This window comes from Alkalilimnicola sp. S0819 (genome assembly GCF_009295635.1).
Classification (GTDB): Bacteria; Pseudomonadota; Gammaproteobacteria; order Nitrococcales; family WHIW01; genus S0819.
The window spans coordinates 102,083-119,234 of the sequence record NZ_WHIW01000002.1 but is presented as its reverse complement, the minus strand read 5'-3'; the positions used below and the strand labels follow the sequence as shown (position 1 = coordinate 119,234).

The following is a 17,152-nucleotide window of genomic DNA, read 5'->3' as shown; positions in this document are numbered from 1 at the left end:
GCGCCCCGAAACGAAAGCCGGCGAGAACTCAGTGCTGGTGACCGCCCACGCCATGCGCATGACCGTGGGCGAGCTCTTCCGTGCTCGCCTCGCGCACGTCCAGAATATCCAGCTCGAAGGTCAGCGTCCGGCCCGCCATAGGGTGGTTGAAATCCACATCGGCATTGAAGCGGCCCAGCTTGACGATGACCACCTGGCGCGGCCCGCGCTCGGTCTGCACACTGGCGATCATCCCCACGCGCCAGCGCTTCGCCCCCTGCAGATGCTTTAGCGGGACCCGCTGCACCATGTCATCCCGGCGCGGGCCGTACCCCTTCTCCGGCGGTACGGTGACGCTCAGGCTCTCGCCCGCGCCCTTGCCCTCCAGTGCCTCTTCCAGCCCCGGAATGATGCCCCCATGGCCGTGGAGATAGGCCATGGGTTCCCCCTGGCGGGAGCTTTCCAGCTCGGCGCCGGCTTCATCCTTCAGCGTGTAATGGAATTGAATGACCCGATCTTTGGCAATATTCATGTGATGGAGTTCTCAAATTCTGAAACTAATGCGGGGGCGACATTCTGCCTTGCCCGGAACGCCCAAGCAATTGTCGCAAAAGCGGATTTTTATATATGGAAGAATCAGCGTTTTCTTACAGACAAGGCAAAGTCCGGCTGCCTATACTCATTCTCGTTGGAATAGGCGTTCACCGGGAAGTGAAAAGGAAGCGCGCCGCCAGGACTGGCACCCAGGGCAGGAAGCCCGCGACTGGATTTCTCCCCAGGGACGGGGCAGGAATCCGACCAGCCTTTGCTGACGATCTCCTCCTGCCTCCCCCTTGCGCGCCTCGCAGCGCGCCCTCTTTTGTCCAAAGAGGGCATACCCACCCTGGCCCCGGCGCCACCCCAGGCGGAATCGAGGGTTCCTGGCCATTGCGGCCGCTCAAACCCCGACCCCGCCGTGGAGAACGCCGGCAGGCTTAGGCCGTGGCCGCCGAACGGTGCGGCCGGCTCCGACGCCGGGCGCCCGGCTTGGGCCCGCGGCGGCTCGGTTCCTGACGCGCGGGCCGCACATCGAGCTTTTCCATGGGCTCGTAGCCCGGCACCACCACGCTGGGAATATCCTTCTTCAGCAGGCGCTGAATCCCCTGCAGCAACTTGGCCTCATCGGCGCTCACCAGCGACATGGCCTCGCCCTCGGCGCCGGCACGCCCGGTGCGGCCGATGCGGTGCACATAGTCTTCCGGCACATTGGGCAGCTCGAAGTTGACCACGTGGGGCAGCTGCTCGATATCCAGGCCGCGGGCGGCGATATCGGTGGCCACCAGCACCCGTACGGCGCCGCGCTTGAAGTCCGCCAGCGCCTTGGTGCGCGCCCCCTGGCTCTTGTTGCCGTGGATCGCCGCGGCGGTAAGCCCGTCACGCTCCAGCTGCTGGGCCAGACGGTTGGCGCCATGCTTGGTGCGGGTGAACACCAGTACCTGCTGCCAGTTGCCGGAGCCGATCAGGTAGGAAAGCAGCTCGCGCTTGCGCCCCTTGTCCACCGGATGCACGACCTGTTCGATGCGCTCGGCGGTAGTGTTACGCGGCGCCACGTCCACTGAAGCCGGGTTGTCCAGCAGTCCCTGGGCGAGCTTGCGGATTTCGCCGGAGAAGGTGGCGGAGAACAGCAGGTTCTGGCGCTGCGCGGGCAGCAGCTTCAACACCCGGCGAATGTCGTGGATGAAGCCCATGTCCAGCATGCGATCGGCCTCGTCCAGCACCAGCACCTCGATACCGGACAGATCCACCGTGCGCTGCTGGGCGTGATCCAGCAGACGCCCCGGGGTGGCCACCAGGATGTCCACGCCGCGGCGCAGAGTCTGGATCTGCGGGTTGATGCCCACGCCGCCGAAGACGGCGGTGGCGCGTACCGGCAAATGCTTGCCGTAATCACGCACGCTCTCCAGCACCTGGGCCGCCAGCTCCCGGGTGGGGGTCAGCACCAGGGCGCGGGGCGACTTGCGGTTGCTCGGTCGCTCGCTCAGACGCTGCAGCAGCGGCAGAGTGAAACCAGCGGTCTTGCCGGTGCCCGTCTGGGCGGCGGCGAGCAGATCACGACCCTGCAGAACCACGGGAATGGCCTGGGCCTGAATGGGGGTCGGTGTGGTGTAGCCCTGTTCGGACACGGCACGCAGCAGCTCGGCCGACAGGCCAAGATTCTCGAATGACATAAACAAGATATCTCCGGGCGCCGCTCATGGGCGGGCCCTAGAATCACCGGCCAAGCGCTGGGCGCCATGGCCCGGTCTCGGCGATGGGTATAGTGACGTCGAAATGATCGGGACGATACACGCGACGATGAGCGGAAGCCCGAAAAGACTTCCTGCGATTGCCTGGCCGGGAATGCCGGCGAGGGGGCGCAGACCGGTGTGCGCCGCAGCAATGCGTGACCCGGAGTATACGCCCCTGAGGCCGGCTGGCAAGCAAAAGCCACGCAGAGTCGCACTGGAGGGCGCTGCTCGCAGGCGCCAAACGCGGTACGCTTTGCCCATGACATTGAACCGATTCCGCTCTCAATGGCTGGTGGAAATCGACACCGGACGCGCCCGCGTGCGGCGCGGACGACCGCCGCCCGGCTTCGTCTCCGCCTGCGACGATATCGCTCGGCTGCACCGCATCGCCGCCGGCGCGGTGGAGTGCGTGGGCAGTGGTCGGCATGCGCGGCTGAAATTCTCGGGCAATTTCCCGGACCGAGGCCGCCAGGCCATTCGCAATGTCTGGACGCCGCCCACGACGCCGGGGCCCAAGGGCGGGCGACGGGCGGTGCGGTAAAGGGGGCGGGGCTGGTGGATGCCGTTGCCTGGGCAGCGGACGCCAGCTCGTTCGCACTGGTGACTACCGAGGATAGCCGCGGGCGTCCAATGAGCCGCTGCTACCGGGGCAAGGTTCCTCGGAGCTCAGCCATCCAGCCCAGGCCCGACAGGGTATCGCCGGCGGGCTGGTACTCACCGCCCACCCAACCTCGGTAAGCACCCTGCTCCAGGGCGGCGAAGACCGCCTGGAAATCGATCTCCCCGCTCCCGGGCTCACGCCGCCCGGGCTCATCGGAAACCTGCACATGGGCGATACGGGGCAGCCAGCGTCGCAGCATCGCCGCCGGGTCCTCGCCCGAGACATGGCTGTGGTAGACATCGAATTGCAGCCCGGTATTGGGCTCGGCCAGCTCATCCAGCAAGGCCAGCGCCTGCTCCGTGCGGTGGACGAAAAAGCCCGGCACATCGCGCTGGTTGATCGGCTCCAGCAGCAAGCGGATGCCATGGGGAGCCAGCTTGCGGGCGGCGTGGCGCAGATTGGCCAGCAGGGTCTCGCGGGCGGCCTCCTCGCTCAGGCTTGTCGGGCGTATCCCGGCCAGGCAGTTCAATTGACGGCAATGCAGCGCCCGGGCGTACTCCAGCGCCCGCTCCACCCCCGCATGGAACTCCGCCACACGCTCCGGCAAGCAGGCAATGCCCCGCTCCCCCGCCGCCCAGTCACCCGGGGGCAGATTGTGCAGCACCAGGGGTATGCCGGCGTCAGCCCGCGCCGCGGCCAGCGCCCGCGCCCCGAGCTGGTAGGGAAATTGGCATTCCACGCCCTGAAAACCCGCGGCGGCAGCGGCGGACAGGCGCTGGAGGAAGGGCTGTTCGGTGAACAGCAGGGAGATGTTGGCGGCGAATTTGGGCATGGGCCTTATGCTAAACGCAAAGCCCCCCGTTGCCACCTCTGCCGCTGCGGGAGCGGCTCCTGGCCGCGAATCCCCACGTGCGAGAGGCGGATTCGTGGCCAGGAGGCACCCCTGGCGGGAGGCAGGCTGGAACGCCGGGGCTCAGCCCTTGCCGGGCTTCTTCACCGAGGGGCGTTTCACCGCGGCGCGCTTTTCGGCCATGGCGCGCCCGGCACCGGGCGCGGGCTTCTTGCTGCGCGGCTTGCGCGGCGGCGCGTCACCCCGGGTCTTGATCACCCGGCGCACCGGCCGCTCGCCGGCACCCTCGGAGCGCTCGGCGCGGGGCTTGCGCGCGGGCGGCGGGGTATCGGGCTCCAACTCACGCGGCGCGGGGCGGTGGGCACGGGCCGGGGGCTTGCCCCGGGTATCGGCGCCGGGCTTGCCACGCGGCTTGTCGTCGTACTTGCGCCGCGGCGGCGGCGTGTCGCGCTCGCCACCGGCCGGCGCATTCAGGGGCTTGAGTTCGAGCATGCGCCCGCGCACCCGGGCCTTGCGCAGCAGGTGCATCACTTCCTTGGGCATGCCGGCGGGCAGATCCACGGTGGTGAAGTCATCGAAGATCTCGATGTGGCCGATGTAGCTGCTGTCCAAGTCCGCTTCGTTGGCAATGGCGCCGACGATATTGCCCGGCTTCACCTCGTGCTGATGGCCCACTTCCACCCGGTAGCGCTCCATGGCGACGTCCGGGTAATCCTTGAGCGGGCGGGGTGCGGATTCCAACACCTTGGGCGTGCGCGGGCGGCGCGGCGGGCGGTCATCGCGGGGGGCGCGCTCGTCCCAGCCCCGTTGGGGCGCTTCACGCTCGCTGAGCAGGAAAGGCTCGTCGCCCTGGGCCATGCGGGCCAGGGCGGCGGCGATGCGCTCGGGTTCCACCTCCCGCTCGTGCTGGTACTCGCTCACCAGCTCCTGGAAGAAATCCAGATCGTCGGATGCCAGCAGCTCGTCGATCCGCGCCTTGAACCGGTTCACCCGGTGGGCGTTCACATCCCCCGCGCTGGGCATGGGCATGGGCTCGATGGGCTGACGGGTGGCGCGCTCAATCGCGCGCAGCATCCGCTGCTCGCGGGGCGCGACGAACAGGATCGCCTCGCCGGAGCGCCCGGCCCGACCGGTGCGGCCGATGCGGTGTACATAGGCTTCCGTGTCGTAGGGAATATCGAAGTTCACCACGTGGCTGATGCGCTCCACATCCAGCCCACGGGCGGCCACATCGGTGGCCACCACGATATCCACCTGCCCCTTCTTGAGCTTGTCCACGGTGCGCTCGCGCAGATTCTGCGGAATATCTCCGTTCAGCGCCTCGCAGCTGTGGCCGCGGGCGGTGAGCCGTTCGGTAAGCTCCACCGTGGCGTTCTTGGTGCGCACGAACACCAGCATGGCGTCGAACTCTTCCACCTCCAGCAGCCGGGTCAGGGCCTCCAGCTTATGCAGCCCGCCCACCCGCCAGTAACGCTGGCGGATGGTCTTGGCGGTGGAGGTGGAGGCCGCGATGCGTACCTCTTCCGGGTCGCGCAGATGCTTGTGGGCCACCCGGCGTATCACTTCCGGCATGGTGGCGGAGAACAGCGCCACCTGCCGCTCGGCCGGGGTTTGCTCCAGAATCCAGTCCACATCGTCGATGAAGCCCATGCGGAGCATTTCATCGGCCTCGTCCAGCACCAGGGCCCGCAGGTTCTGCAGCTTCAGCGTCCCCTTGCGCATGTGGTCCATGACCCGCCCCGGGGTTCCCACCACCACCTGCGCGCCGCGGCGCAGAGCGCGCAGCTGGATGCCGTAGTCCTGGCCACCGTAGATCGGCAGCACGTGGAAGCCCGGCATGTGGCGGGCGTAGGTCTGGCAGGCTTCCGCCACCTGAATGGCCAGCTCACGGGTGGGGGCGAGGATCAGGATCTGGGTGTCCCGCACATCGGCGCTCAGCCGCGAGAGCAGCGGCAGGGCAAAGGCGGCGGTCTTGCCGGTGCCGGTCTGGGCCTGGCCCAGCAGATCGCTCCCCGCCAGCAGGGGCGGAATGCTCTGCGCCTGGATCGGGGTGGGGACTTCGTAACCGGCCTCGTCGAGGGCTTTCAAAACATGGGGGTTCAGACCCAGATCGGCGAATCCGGGCGGGGTAGGCGTAGCAGACATGAATGCGGGATACCTGTGGTTTGCAAGGGCGGCAGGAAGAAGAAGATGACCGCCGGTGGTAACCCGAAAGTATAGCGGGGAATGAGAATGTTGTCCTTGTAAATCATCACCGGCGCCGCCCACGCCGCCGGCGGGAACCTTTTCAAGCCTGTGGTATCAGACAGGGTAAGGACCGCAGGGGTATGCACAGAGGACGTGTAAGGGAGGCGACCCACCACGGACGGTCCAGGGCAGGAAGCCCGTCAGGGATGCTCAGTGTTTTCCCCTCGGCAGGTTGTGCCGTTGCTTGACCCGGTTCCGCAAGGGGCCGGGTTTTCTTTTGGCTCTTCGCGGGTGGGCAAGCTTGGCGCGGACCCTCTTGGCGCGGACCCTCTTGGCGCGGACCCTCTTGGCGCGGACCCTCTTGGCGCGGACCCTCTTGGCGCGGACCCTCTTGGCGCGGACCCTCTTGGCGCGGACCCTGGGGCGGGTACGGCCGGCGGCGGATTACGCCGAGGTGGGCCCGGGCTGCGGGGGTTCCAGCACTCGCAAGGCGCGGCGATACAGCAGCCAGGCCAGGGCGCCCGCCGCCACGTTACCGAGCAGTGCCCCGGTGAACAGGCCATCCAGGCCCGCTAAGCGCGCACCCAGCCACAGCGCCGGCAGATAGCAGACGAACAACCGGCTCACGGCGATGCCCAGCGCCCGCATGGGCAGACCCAGGGCATTGCATACGGACACCATGATCATGCATACCCCCAGCGGCCCGTAACTGAGCGGCACGCGCCACAGATAGGCCTGCAGGGTGTCGGCCACCAGCGCATCCCCGGTGAGCAGACCGGAAAGCAGACCACTGCCGAACAACCACAGCAGCGCCACTGCCAGCTGCCATAGCAGCACGAAGCGCACCGCCAGCCACACTAGTTCCTGTACTTGCTCGCGCCGCCCCTCCCCCATCAGCCGCCCCACCAGGGGCGGCAGGGACATGGTGAGCGCCAGCACCGCCACGATGGAGAAGAACTCCAGACGCGCCCCTACCCCCCAGGCCGCCACGGCCTCATCGCCGAACCTGGCCACCAGGGTGGTGGCCAGCAGCGCCGAGAGCGCCGGCATGAGCTGGCTGATCATGGCCGGGCCGGCGATGCCCGAGAGCTGCCGCATGGCCGCGAGAGCCGGCTGCGGCGCAAGGTCGAAGGCCAGCCAGCCCCGAGCCCACAGGCGTCGGTAGACCACCAGCGCACCGATGCCGAAAGAAGCGCTGGTCGCCCAGGCCGCACCCGGCAAGCCCCACTCGAAGACGAAGATGAAGATCGGGTCCAGCAGCAGATTGATCAGGCTGGTGACCACCATCATCAAGCCCGGCAGGCGGGTGTCCTCGTGGGAACGGCAAACGCTGTAGCCGAAATAGAGCATGGCGCCTATCCAGGCGCTGAGCAGCCAGGGGCCCCAGTAGCGGGCGATCTGGGGCAATACCGCATCGCCGGCGCCCATGGCGCTGACCAAGGGCACTTGCAGCCGCCAGATCAGCAGCGCCAGCAGCAGGATCAGCCCGGCGCCACTGAGCACCACCAGGCCACCCAAGCGTTGCGCCCGTTCCCGCTCGCCCGCACCGCGGGCGCGAGAGATGAGCGCCGTGGTGGCTATGCCGATGCCCACCTGAAAGCCGATGATCAGCTGCTGCATGGGCAGGGTGAAGCCGAAGGCCGCCAGCGGGTCCACACCCAGTTGGCCGATGTAGGCCGCGTCCACCAGCTGATAGCTCATCAGCGAGAACACGCCGAAGATCATCGGCCAGGTCATCTGGTAGAGAGTGCGCCCCAGAGAGGACGACTGGGTCTGTACGGACATGGATACCAGGGGTCAGCGCCAGGTGGCGGCATTCTAGCATCCGCCCATCCCGCCGGGGCTTGCGTATTCCGTGACTATGGGCAGCCCGCCCGCCTCAGCGCAAGGCCGCCACCCGTTGCCCCACCCGCGGACCCGAACCGCTGTCCGCGTGGCTGATTTCCAGGCGAATCCGACCATCGGTACGACGCGGGATCGTCAAACTCAACAAACCGCTCCCGGTGTGCCATTGCAGGGTACGTTCGAAATCCCCCACAGCCAGAGCCATCGGCAGATGGGCATCGAATTGCCCCGCCTCCACCCGGCGGTCGGGGCGGCCGTAACGGCGCAGCAGCCACTCCCGCACCTGCTCGTAGGTGTGCAGGGCCTGTTCGGGGCCGCCCCGCTCCTCGATGTCCACGATCAGGGTGGCCTGCCTGAGGGCCCCGCCCTCATGCTCCAGGGCCAGCCGCTGACGGTTGCTCAAGGAAGGCAGGATGTCGGTCTCATAGACCAGCAACCCCGCACGGCGCAGCGGCGCGGGGGCCGATACCGCCCGCAGGCGCTCCAGCACCGCGTGTATATCGGCCCCCGGTGGCAGACGACCGGGTTCCGGCATGGCGGCGAAAACGGGCAGGCTGACGGCCCGATGGGGCTCAGCCCCGGGTTCGCGGCCAAACGCCGCCAGGCCCTTTCCGGCGCTGCCCTGCTTCTCGAAATACAGGGTCCAGAAGATGCCCACTCGGTAGGCGTCGGTGTCTTCCGCATCGGGCAAGTCCTCCCGGCGGCTGTATTGGTCGGCCTCGATTCGCAGCTCGTGCCACTCGCCCCGGTAGCTGTACTCCAGCGCCAGATTGCGCACCTGCTGGTCGGCCCACAGATCGGGGCGCTGGTCCAGCGCCTTCCAGCTGGCCCGCAGGTTGTGCCGACCGCTGTAGAGCGCCAGGCTCAGGCTGGGACCGACTTCCAGCTGATCGCTGGAGCCGCGATTCTCCCGCACCTGCAGGCCGGGGGAGAAGGTGCCATTGGCGCTGCCGATGCCGAAGTCCCAGTCCGCCGCCAGCCACGCCTCTCGGGTCCTGGCCACCTCGTCGTAGACGCGATCTTCATCGCGAATGTAGCGCAGGCCCCCGTTCACGCTCCACCGGGTAGCCCCCACGGGCGAGGAGAGCTCGCCGGAGTAACTCTCTGTGCGGTTGTCATGGAAACCCTCCCGGTCCTCGCGCTTCTCCACGAAGGCTTCCAATACCCCCTGGATGCGCGGTGCGATGCCGGGGAGAACCGGCCCGGCGAGATCGAAACCGAGCACCCGGGTGTCGTCCGGGTTATCGCTACGGGGGCGCTCCCGATAGTGTTCATAGCGCCCGCGCAGGCGCAGGGCATTGTCGAAGCGCCAGCCGGCCCGCAACTCCAGCGCGCGCTGATCAGGGCTGATGGCGGCGCCGGCGGGACGGTAGTGCTCGCCATAATCTTCCAGCACCAGGCGGTAATCCAGCGGCCGATGCCGATCCCGCCCTTCCAGCTTGAAGTACTGGCCATCATCGCTCTGGGATTCGTCGCGGTACCAGGCCAGCTCCAGTTCGGCGGTCAGATCCTGGGAGCCGGCCCGCAGGGCCTGCTCGAAGGCAAGCGAGGCGACATCGTGGGCTTGCGGGGTATAAAAGAACCCCTCACCTGGCTGGTAGCGCGCCACATTGAAGGCCACCGCGCGCCGCCCGTCCCAGTCACTGAGCCAGGACAGGCCCGAGAACCGGTCCCGGCGGCCGTCAAGGTGCTCATAGGTGGCGGCGCTCACCCCGGAGAACACCTCCAGGGAGTGCTCGGCACCCCAGCCGAGCTGCGGCTGCAGCTCGAGTAAAAGGCCCTTGAGCCCGCGCTGCACCGTGCGCAGGCTCTGGTAGGCGAAGATGTCACCCAGCTGCACTTCGAAGGGCACGGTCACGTCACCCTTCTCCCAACGCAGACGGCCGCGCTCCAGCACACCGTGACGAAACTCGCTGCGGTAGGCGGAATCGTTGAGCAGCGCGGCGAACTCGCCGTCGAACCATTCGTACTCGGAGATACGCCGGGAGAAGTACAGATCACCTTCCACGTAGCGATGTGTGCCCAGCGCAATATAGGGGGACTGAGCTTCATCGCCGGAGACCGAATAGCGTTCCGCGGCGAAGGTGAGGCTACCCCCTACCTGCCAGTCCTGGGCATGTGCGCTGCCCAGGCTCAGCGCCAGCAGCAGACCGGAATACCACCAACGCCTGTTCATGGCAGCGCTTCGGTGATCCGCAGCAAATACTGGTTGCTGCCTTGCAGGCGTTGAAAGCCGTGCCGCACGTCATTGAACTCGATCTGCGTGGTGGCATCGACCAACACCAGGCTGACCCGTCGACCCCCATGCAGGTACTGCTCCACCGTGCTGACCGCACCCACACCGGTGATGCGCAGTCGCGCCCCGCCCGGCACGACCGTGGCAAGAGTGTCCAGCAGACGCTGACGATCCACGAACTCCGGCGCCAGGAATCGATCGATGGAGCCGGTATTCCAGCCCCGGGCCATGGCATCCATGGCCCGTATCACCAGCTGCCGATCCACCGGCCGGCGCTGTTCTACCGCTTCGGCACCCTCCGGCAAGTCCACGGGCGTACCCAAGGCCTGCAGATGACGGAAGCCCCGTCCCTGCGCCTCACATAGCGCACCCGCCAGCACGCAGCACAGCAACACCCTGGCCAGCCGCCTGCTTCGCCTCACGGACAACCTCCAGCCGTGCAGTCAACGCCGCGGATGGCGGTCACCGTGAGACCGCCCCCAGCATTCAGAGAGAAGGTGGCGTTAATGGTGAAGCGTTCTCCGCCCGCGCTCTGCAAGACCCACTCCCGGACACCCGTGGCCACCGGCCCACTGGGGCCGGCGAGCAGCATCCAGTCCGCCGCGGCGCTCACCCACACTCGGCCATCGAGCGCCGCGCGCGGCTCCAATAGCAGCGCGCTGCCGCTCTCCTCGGCGACACGCAAACGCACCGTCAGGGTCTTCGCCGCCGGGTCGATGTCGATGCTGATCAACGCATCGGACGGATAGGCGGCGGGCGTGGGCAAGACGCCGTTGAACGTCAGCCTGGGCATCGCCCCGCCACCCCTGGGATAGCCCCCGGATGATCGGTCTCCGTGGTTGATATCCCGACGCAGATCGGCCTGATCGAAGGGGTTGGTTCCCTGATCCAGGGGGGAAACGCCGATCAACTCCACCTGGGGCTCGCCCGAGCGCAACGCCTCGGCGCCCGCGCTCTCGCCCGCCGACAGCGCGACGAGCGCAAGAAACCCGATCCATGCGGGCCCGGCAACTGGAAAAGACTGTCCGAACATGGTCGTTGGGCTGGCTCGGCTCTGGGCTTGGGGGGATGACAAGGCTGCCAGTCTCGCCTTGGGCCGCCAACCCCCCAAATCGAGGGTCCTCGACGGCAAGCGGGCGCGTTAGGCTGTATGGCGACATACAGCAAGCACCGGCCATGATACTTAGAGAACCCATCCGCACCCTGCCGGGCCAGTTCGACCAGGCGCTGCTCTCCCGCATCGAGCAGGCGGCCTCCAGGGCGACGCTGCAAGCCGCCCACGCCTATATGGCCGGTGAAACCGGCGTGCACAGGGGCGAACGCGACGCCCAGGTTTGCTACCTGCAGCTGGACTGGCTCACCGCGCTGCTCAAACCCCTCATCGATACGATCAACCGGGGGATGGGCTGGAATTTCTCCCTGACGTGCATGGAGCAGCTGCAATACGGCGTATATGGCCCAAGTGGCCATCACGGCTGGCACGCGGACCAGCTGCTGCCGGGCACGGAGCCGACGAATGCCGGCCTGCAGCGCAAGCTGTCCTTCATCATCAGCCTCAACGAGGGTGCGGACTATGAGGGGGGCGATTTCGAGCTGGAGTACGGCCACCCGGAGAGCCTCGAGCGACGCCGACGGGTGCCCGAGCTACGCCAGCCCGGCACGCTGGTCGTGTTCCCCTCCTTCATCTACCACCGGGTGCTCCCGGTGACGCGAGGCGAGCGCCGTACGCTGGTGGGTTTCATCTGCGGTCCGCCCTTCCGGTGAGGCTCGTTCAAACCCGGCGCAGAAGCTCCACCCGTGCGCAGGGGATGCCCAAGGCGACGCGAGTGAAATTGAACACCCGAATTTCATAGCCCTCATCGCTCAGCGCGGCCAGCAGCTGCGCAAGATTGGGCGGCGCCGGCGGCGGTGAAGCCTGTACGCACCGGCCCGGCAGGGGCCCCAGGCGCTCTTCGCGCACACCGTACAGCCGCTGCTGCGCCAGCTCCGCCCTGGCGCGCTCTTGTGCCGCCCGCGCATCGGCCCGGCAGGCGGCACCCAGGAATACCGCCTCGCTGCCCAAGCCGCTCAGCGCCACCACCACGGCCAAGCCCGCCGGCGCGGCCAGCCGCAGACAGGCTCCGGATTCCAGCCAACCCAGCGGCGGCTCGCCGCCCTCACGCCAGCGCGCCAGTGCCTCCCGCTCCACCGCCTCCAGCAGCCCTGACAGCACCGCCGTGCTGAATGTACCGGCCACGGCGCAACCACTGGTGTCCGCGCGGCCTATCGTGCGCGGATGTCCCAGCAAATAGGGTGCCCCCTCCACGGCGTCGTGCTCGCCGCCCGGGAAGCGCCGCGCGGGCAGCAGGCGCGCTTCGTCACCGTGCCAGGCAAGGCTGCGCCGCTCCGCCACCTCCGCCAGGCACACCCGGCGGGCAGCCGCCATGCTCGCTCCCGTGCCGGCACAACCGGGAACCGTCAGCCCTCGGGCAGCGGCTGCCTGCAGCGCCGCAAAGGGCAAGGCGGGATGCGCGGCGGCGTGACACAGCCCCTGCGCATCCCGATACAGACGTAGATCCCGAGCGATACCGACAAGCGGGGTTGCCAGCGCCTCGAGCCGTTCATCAGCGACCGGCTCGAAGGCTCGCAGCGGGGTGGCCAGGTCCAGACCCGCCGACCGGCCGCGCGGATCCACGCCGGGCACCCACAGCACGCCCCGGCTGCACGGCGCCGGCTCGGAGTCCGCTGCTCGGGGCCACAGGGCCGCGCCGCCCCGGGCATCACAACGCCACCAGCGCTCCGGCGGATCCGCCAGCCTTGCCGTGAGCCCCGGCGGCAGCTCGCGCAGCGCCACCGCCGGCAGCACGGAAAGCCCCTGCCCGTGCCCCTGCCGGGCGTAGCTGAGCGGCGCCTGCTCCCAAAGCGCGGCGGCCAGCCGCTTCAGCCCCGGCACATCGTTCCGCGGCGCCACCAGGGCCCAGGGCGTGCCCAGCACCACGACCCGCACCGGCGGCGCCTCGCCAAGAAGGCGCTCCAGGCAAGCGACGGCGCCGCTGCGACGCGGATCATCCAGCAGCAACAGGCTCTCGCCGTCGGGCACCGGCACGCGCCGCGCCAGGCTCTCCCGCACGCCGAGGATCCAGCGCCCCTGGCCCAGCGCACGCAGCGTTGCCCGCCCGGCAACGTCGACCTCCGAGGCGGGCCTGTCGCCGTGCTCGCTCAGATGCAGGGCACCCGCCTGCTCCAGCTGGCGCAACGCGCCGACCAGGAGGGCGAAATTCACGGGTCGCGGCAAGGCCTGCTGGAGCGCCTCCAGCGTCATGCCATCGCGCCAGGCGGCCAGCAGCGCCCCATAGGGCGCGCCTCGCAGCAGCCGCTCGCCCGCCAGGTCCAGGGTCAGCAAGGCATCGCGGCCCGCGGCGATGAAATGCAGCCCCGGCCGCAGGGCCAGTCTCATGGCAGCGCGCCGGCATCGGGCCGATACCGCTCCAGATGCATCACCCGATCGGCCCGATCGTCCAGGCTGTCACGATGACTCATGACCACCATCGCCAATTCCGGGCGCGTGGCACGCAAACCGTCGACGATGGCGCGTTCGACGTCCGGCTCCACCCCCGACAGGGCCTCATCCAGGATCAGCACGGCCGGCGCACCCAGCAGGGCCCGCGCCAGCGCCAGGCGTTGTGCCTGGCCATGGGACCAGGGGGTGCCATCCGGCTCCACGATCTTCTCCAGATCCCCGTCCGCCAACACCTGATCCAGCTGCGCCTCGGCCAACACCGCCTGCAACTGTGCCGGCGTGGGCGGACGCGCCACGGCCAGCAGCAGATTGTCTCGCAGGCTGCCTTCGATGAAACGCGGCGCCGCATCCACCAGCGCCGGCCGGCGGCTGCCCTCGGCCAGACTCAACACCCCCTCCGACGGCCTCTGCTCACCGACGAGCACCGATGCGAGAGTGGATTTGCCAATGCCGCTGCCCCCCTTGATCAACAGCAACTCGCCGGGCCCCAGCCGCAGATCCAGACCCTGCAACAGCACCCGAGCATCCCGGGCGATCGTCAGGCCCCCCGCGCTCAACGCCGCCCCCGGCGGCGATGTCGGCGGTACGCCAGGGGCCGAGTCGCTGAATTCATCGAAGGGCCGAAATGCCGCCACACGGGCGGCATTGACCTTCAACCGCGCCAGGCTGAACAAATAATCCACCACCCCGTTGAGCGGCTCCATGGCTCGGCTGGCGATCATGCTGAAAGCGAGCAATTCGCCCACGCTCAAGCTCTGCTCCAGCACCAGGCTGCCGCCGTAGGCGTAGGTGGCGAAGAACAACAGCACCAGCGGCGAGGCGCTTACCCCGCGCTGTATGATGGTGAAGCGCTGGAAACGCCCGGCCACCGCGGCCTCACGAAGCTGGCGCCGCTGATAGCGGGATGCCACCCGCCCCTCGGCCCCCAGGCGCCGCAGCAAGGGCCCGGCACTCAAGGCATCGATGAACAGGTTCTGACTGGAACCGGCGGTGCTGTGCATATGCGCCAGATGCCGCTGCAGTCGGGGGAAGAACACGCAGGAAATAAACAGCCACAGCGCCGCCAGCCCCAGAAATACCGCCGTCAAGGCCAGCGAGAACTGGACCACCAAGGCCAGCGCGACCAGCAACAGGGCCAGATTGCGCAGCAGCAGGCTCAACTGATCGGTGACATGCTCCTGCAGCCCGCCCAGGGCGGCGCGCTCCACATGCGCGGCACGCCCCGCGCCCCGGTCGCTGTCCCGCGACTGGGCGGCGCTCGCCAGCGCGGCGCGGAAAAAGCGGTTGCGCATGTCCAGTTCCAGCGCCGTCTGCAGGTAGAAGGAAAAGGCGGTCTCCACCAGCGAGAAGAAGCGCTGCAGCAGGAATACGCCCAGCAGGACGGCCACCAGAATCACATGGTTGCTCAGCGGCCCCTGCACGGTGAGGTTATCCACCAGGGCGGCGATCACCAGCGCATCGGCGTAGACCAGGCTGGACCCGGCCAGGCCCAGCAGGGCCAGCGCGGCAATGGCCCCCTTGCGCCCGACGGCGAAGCGAAAGGCCAGCCGGTAGGCCGCCGACAGGCTGAGCGGCGTCGGCTGGGAGCGGTCCGCCGCGTCCAGACCGATACCGCTCATGGCAGCAGCCACGCCAGCAGGCGGCGGCCGAACAACACCGCGGCGATTGCCCCGGGCGCCAGGCACAGCGCGAGCGCGAGGGCGACTTTCAGCCCTGGGCTCAGGGCCACCGCCTGATCGCTGGGGCGCGCCTGCCAGCGCGCGGCTTCCTCGGGCAGACACAGCCGCACCCCCAGCACACGCTCGCGCTCCCGGGCGGTTTCGTCCCTGCCTTGCTCGCTCATCGCTCCTCCAGGGGCAGAAAGGTCCGGGTGCGGTCCGCCCCCCGGGGGGCGCGAACCGCCAGGGCGAGCCAGCGCCCTGCCTCGCCCAGCACCAGCCCCAGACGCTCCAGCTCGGCGAGAAAACCGTCAAGTTCGGCGGCGCTCACCGCCGGCTCGCTGTCAGCCAGCTCACGCAGCACCCGAGCCGGCGTGCGCGGCTCCAGCAAGAGCTCGTAGGCCCGGGCACGCCAGCCCCGCAGCACGATCTCCCGCGACTGGGCGCGGCGATCCCGGATCAGCACGTGGCCCGGGCCGCGCTGATACGTCAGTCCCCCCGGCCGCCAGGCCCGGCGCCAGGATTCCACCGCGGCGATCAACGGCCGGGCCTGCTCCAGCACGTCGCGACCGTCCGTAAACCGGTGCCGGAAGCGACTGGCCAAACCGGCGACCAGCGACTCCTCGAAGGGATAGGCGCGGCGCAAGGTCTCGTCGGGGCCGTCCAGCACCAGCCCGAAGTCCTGGGGCCGCTGGAACCAGGGGCTGGAACGCTCCACCCGAGCCTGGGCCATGCCATGGGGCGGCGGCAGGTGACACAGCCGGGGAATCAGCTCGGCCAGCGCCAGGTAGCTCTCGGGCCCCTCCTCGGGGAAACCCAGCAACCAGGTCCAGGTCAGTGGCAGGCCGAACTCCGCGCAGTGCTTGAGAAACGCCACCACCCGCAGCCGGTCGGTGCCCTTGCCCATGCCCCGCAGGGCGCGGCTGTCCAGGGTCTCTATGCCCGCCAGCAGGCTGATGCCGCCGTAGTCCGCCAGCCGGCGCAGCCGCGCCCGGCTCAGGTCGGGCCGCACCTCGAAGAAGAACTCCAGATCCAGGTCGCGCTCCGCCGCCGCCCGCAGCAAGGCTTCCACATCGGCGTACTCGGGCAGCAGATCGGCGGTGACCACGCTGAGCGTTTCGTAGCGCTCACACAGACTCAGCACGTCCCGCACCGCAATCTCCACGGCGCGCGCGACGAACACCCGCTCCTCACCCACCAGCCCGCAGAAGCTGCAATGCGCGGCGCGCTGCGCCCACCAGCACCCCCAACTCAAACGGTACGGAAGCACCGGGGGTCGCCCGGTGGGCCGGAAACGAGGAAAGAAACCATCGTAGTCCGGGCGCGGCATGACCCGCTCGCCGGGCAGGGGCTGGACGGGTCCGGCGCCACGGCCCACGACGCCGGGCAAGGCGCGCCCCTCGCGCAGGGCCTGCAGGCCGTGCCGCACCACGGTGGGCGCATCACGCCAGATCACACCGCTCAGAGCGGGCTCGGCGGCCAGCGCCGCTTGAGCCTGAGCCTGGCTGGCCACCTGCTCGCCGTGCAGATAAAGGGGAAGGTCCGGCCAGCGCGCTCGCAGAGCCCGCGCCAGCGAGAGGCCCGCAGCCAGCTGCTGATGCTGACAGGCGATCAGGCACAGGTCCGTCTCGCGCCAGCATTCCTCCGCCGCCACGGCTTGGAGAAACGGACCCAGCCGCGCCCCCAGCGCCAGCATTTCCCGACTTTCCTGCTCCGTAAGCTGCAGCTGCTCGCCCAGCCGGTCGCGCATCCAACTGTCCGAGTGCGCGACACCCGCCGCCTCGCGCAGCGGCGCGGCACCCACGTACTCCCCCAGCTCCACCACCCGGGACTGCAGGGCCAGGCGCCAGGCTGCGTCTCGACCGGCGAGGTCGGCGAACGCCTGATTCAAGTAACGATCGTGGACTGCCCAGCCTGCGTCACGGGCGGCACTGCGCAGCATGCCGCTTTGCAGGCAGGGGTAATCCAGGGAGAAGAAGGGCGGCACCACCAGGGTGAGCCGAGGTTCGGGGCGCTGTTCGCTGATCAAC

Annotated in this window: 14 protein-coding genes; 2 read left to right on the top strand and 12 right to left on the bottom strand. The window is 68.7% G+C overall.

The window, feature by feature from the left end; genetic code table 11:
• Positions 1-28 precede the first annotated feature (28 nt).
• Positions 29-511 (bottom strand): FKBP-type peptidyl-prolyl cis-trans isomerase, encoded by a 483-nt coding sequence (locus tag GBG68_RS02160; RefSeq protein WP_152144642.1) that lies wholly within the window; start codon positions 509-511, stop codon positions 29-31.
• Positions 512-953: 442 nt separating this feature from the next.
• On the bottom strand, positions 954-2,186 hold the full coding sequence (locus GBG68_RS02155; RefSeq protein WP_152144640.1) for a DEAD/DEAH box helicase: 1,233 nt from the start codon (positions 2,184-2,186) through the stop codon (positions 954-956).
• Between the two features lie 319 nt (positions 2,187-2,505).
• On the opposite strand from GBG68_RS02155, the gene GBG68_RS02150 reads away from it, so the two are divergent.
• Positions 2,506-2,787 carry a DUF3634 family protein gene (locus tag GBG68_RS02150; RefSeq protein ID WP_152144638.1) on the top strand — a complete coding sequence of 94 codons (282 nt, stop codon included), beginning with the start codon at positions 2,506-2,508 and terminating at the stop codon, positions 2,785-2,787.
• A 100-nt stretch (positions 2,788-2,887) separates the two neighbouring features.
• Here the strand turns inward: GBG68_RS02150 and GBG68_RS02145 are convergent, their stop codons facing one another.
• The 6 genes from GBG68_RS02145 to GBG68_RS02120 form a co-directional block, all read right to left on the bottom strand.
• Positions 2,888-3,679 (bottom strand): hydroxypyruvate isomerase family protein, encoded by a 792-nt coding sequence (locus GBG68_RS02145; RefSeq protein ID WP_152144636.1) that lies wholly within the window; start codon positions 3,677-3,679, stop codon positions 2,888-2,890.
• Between the two features lie 141 nt (positions 3,680-3,820).
• Positions 3,821-5,842: a DEAD/DEAH box helicase gene (locus GBG68_RS02140; protein ID WP_152144634.1), complete on the bottom strand. Its 2,022-nt coding sequence runs from the start codon at positions 5,840-5,842 to the stop codon at positions 3,821-3,823.
• 486 nt (positions 5,843-6,328) lie between these two features.
• Entirely contained in the window at positions 6,329-7,669 is a 1,341-nt protein-coding gene (locus tag GBG68_RS02135) for an MATE family efflux transporter (protein WP_152144633.1), read from the bottom strand.
• Positions 7,670-7,763: 94 nt separating this feature from the next.
• A complete protein-coding gene (locus GBG68_RS02130; RefSeq protein WP_152144631.1) occupies positions 7,764-9,905 on the bottom strand; it encodes a hypothetical protein in 2,142 nt (713 codons plus the stop codon).
• Positions 9,902-10,387 (bottom strand): hypothetical protein, encoded by a 486-nt coding sequence (locus tag GBG68_RS02125; RefSeq protein ID WP_152144629.1) that lies wholly within the window; start codon positions 10,385-10,387, stop codon positions 9,902-9,904. Before GBG68_RS02125 ends, GBG68_RS02130 begins: the two co-directional genes overlap by 4 nt.
• Positions 10,384-10,998, bottom strand: a complete 615-nt coding sequence (locus GBG68_RS02120; RefSeq protein ID WP_152144627.1) for a hypothetical protein — start codon at positions 10,996-10,998, stop codon at positions 10,384-10,386. The genes GBG68_RS02125 and GBG68_RS02120 overlap by 4 nt, the downstream gene beginning before the upstream one ends.
• Before the next feature lie 143 nt (positions 10,999-11,141).
• On the opposite strand from GBG68_RS02120, the gene GBG68_RS02115 reads away from it, so the two are divergent.
• The gene (locus tag GBG68_RS02115) at positions 11,142-11,729 is read left to right on the top strand and encodes a 2OG-Fe(II) oxygenase (protein ID WP_193222182.1); all 588 of its coding nucleotides are present in this window, start codon (positions 11,142-11,144) and stop codon (positions 11,727-11,729) included.
• 7 nt (positions 11,730-11,736) lie between these two features.
• Here the strand turns inward: GBG68_RS02115 and GBG68_RS02110 are convergent, their stop codons facing one another.
• Genes GBG68_RS02110 through GBG68_RS02095 form a run of 4 tightly spaced genes read right to left on the bottom strand, consistent with a single transcriptional unit; the run spans position 11,737 to position 17,151 of the window.
• Complete coding sequence (locus tag GBG68_RS02110; RefSeq protein ID WP_152144623.1) at positions 11,737-13,401, bottom strand: YcaO-like family protein; 1,665 nt, start codon at positions 13,399-13,401, stop codon at positions 11,737-11,739.
• The gene (locus tag GBG68_RS02105) at positions 13,398-15,083 is read right to left on the bottom strand and encodes an ABC transporter ATP-binding protein (protein WP_152144620.1); all 1,686 of its coding nucleotides are present in this window, start codon (positions 15,081-15,083) and stop codon (positions 13,398-13,400) included. The genes GBG68_RS02110 and GBG68_RS02105 overlap by 4 nt, the downstream gene beginning before the upstream one ends.
• Complete coding sequence (locus GBG68_RS02100; protein WP_152144618.1) at positions 15,080-15,307, bottom strand: hypothetical protein; 228 nt, start codon at positions 15,305-15,307, stop codon at positions 15,080-15,082. Before GBG68_RS02100 ends, GBG68_RS02105 begins: the two co-directional genes overlap by 4 nt.
• On the bottom strand, positions 15,304-17,151 hold the full coding sequence (locus GBG68_RS02095) for a RiPP maturation radical SAM C-methyltransferase (protein WP_193222181.1): 1,848 nt from the start codon (positions 17,149-17,151) through the stop codon (positions 15,304-15,306). The genes GBG68_RS02100 and GBG68_RS02095 overlap by 4 nt, the downstream gene beginning before the upstream one ends.
• Between the last annotated feature and the right edge of the window lies 1 nt (position 17,152).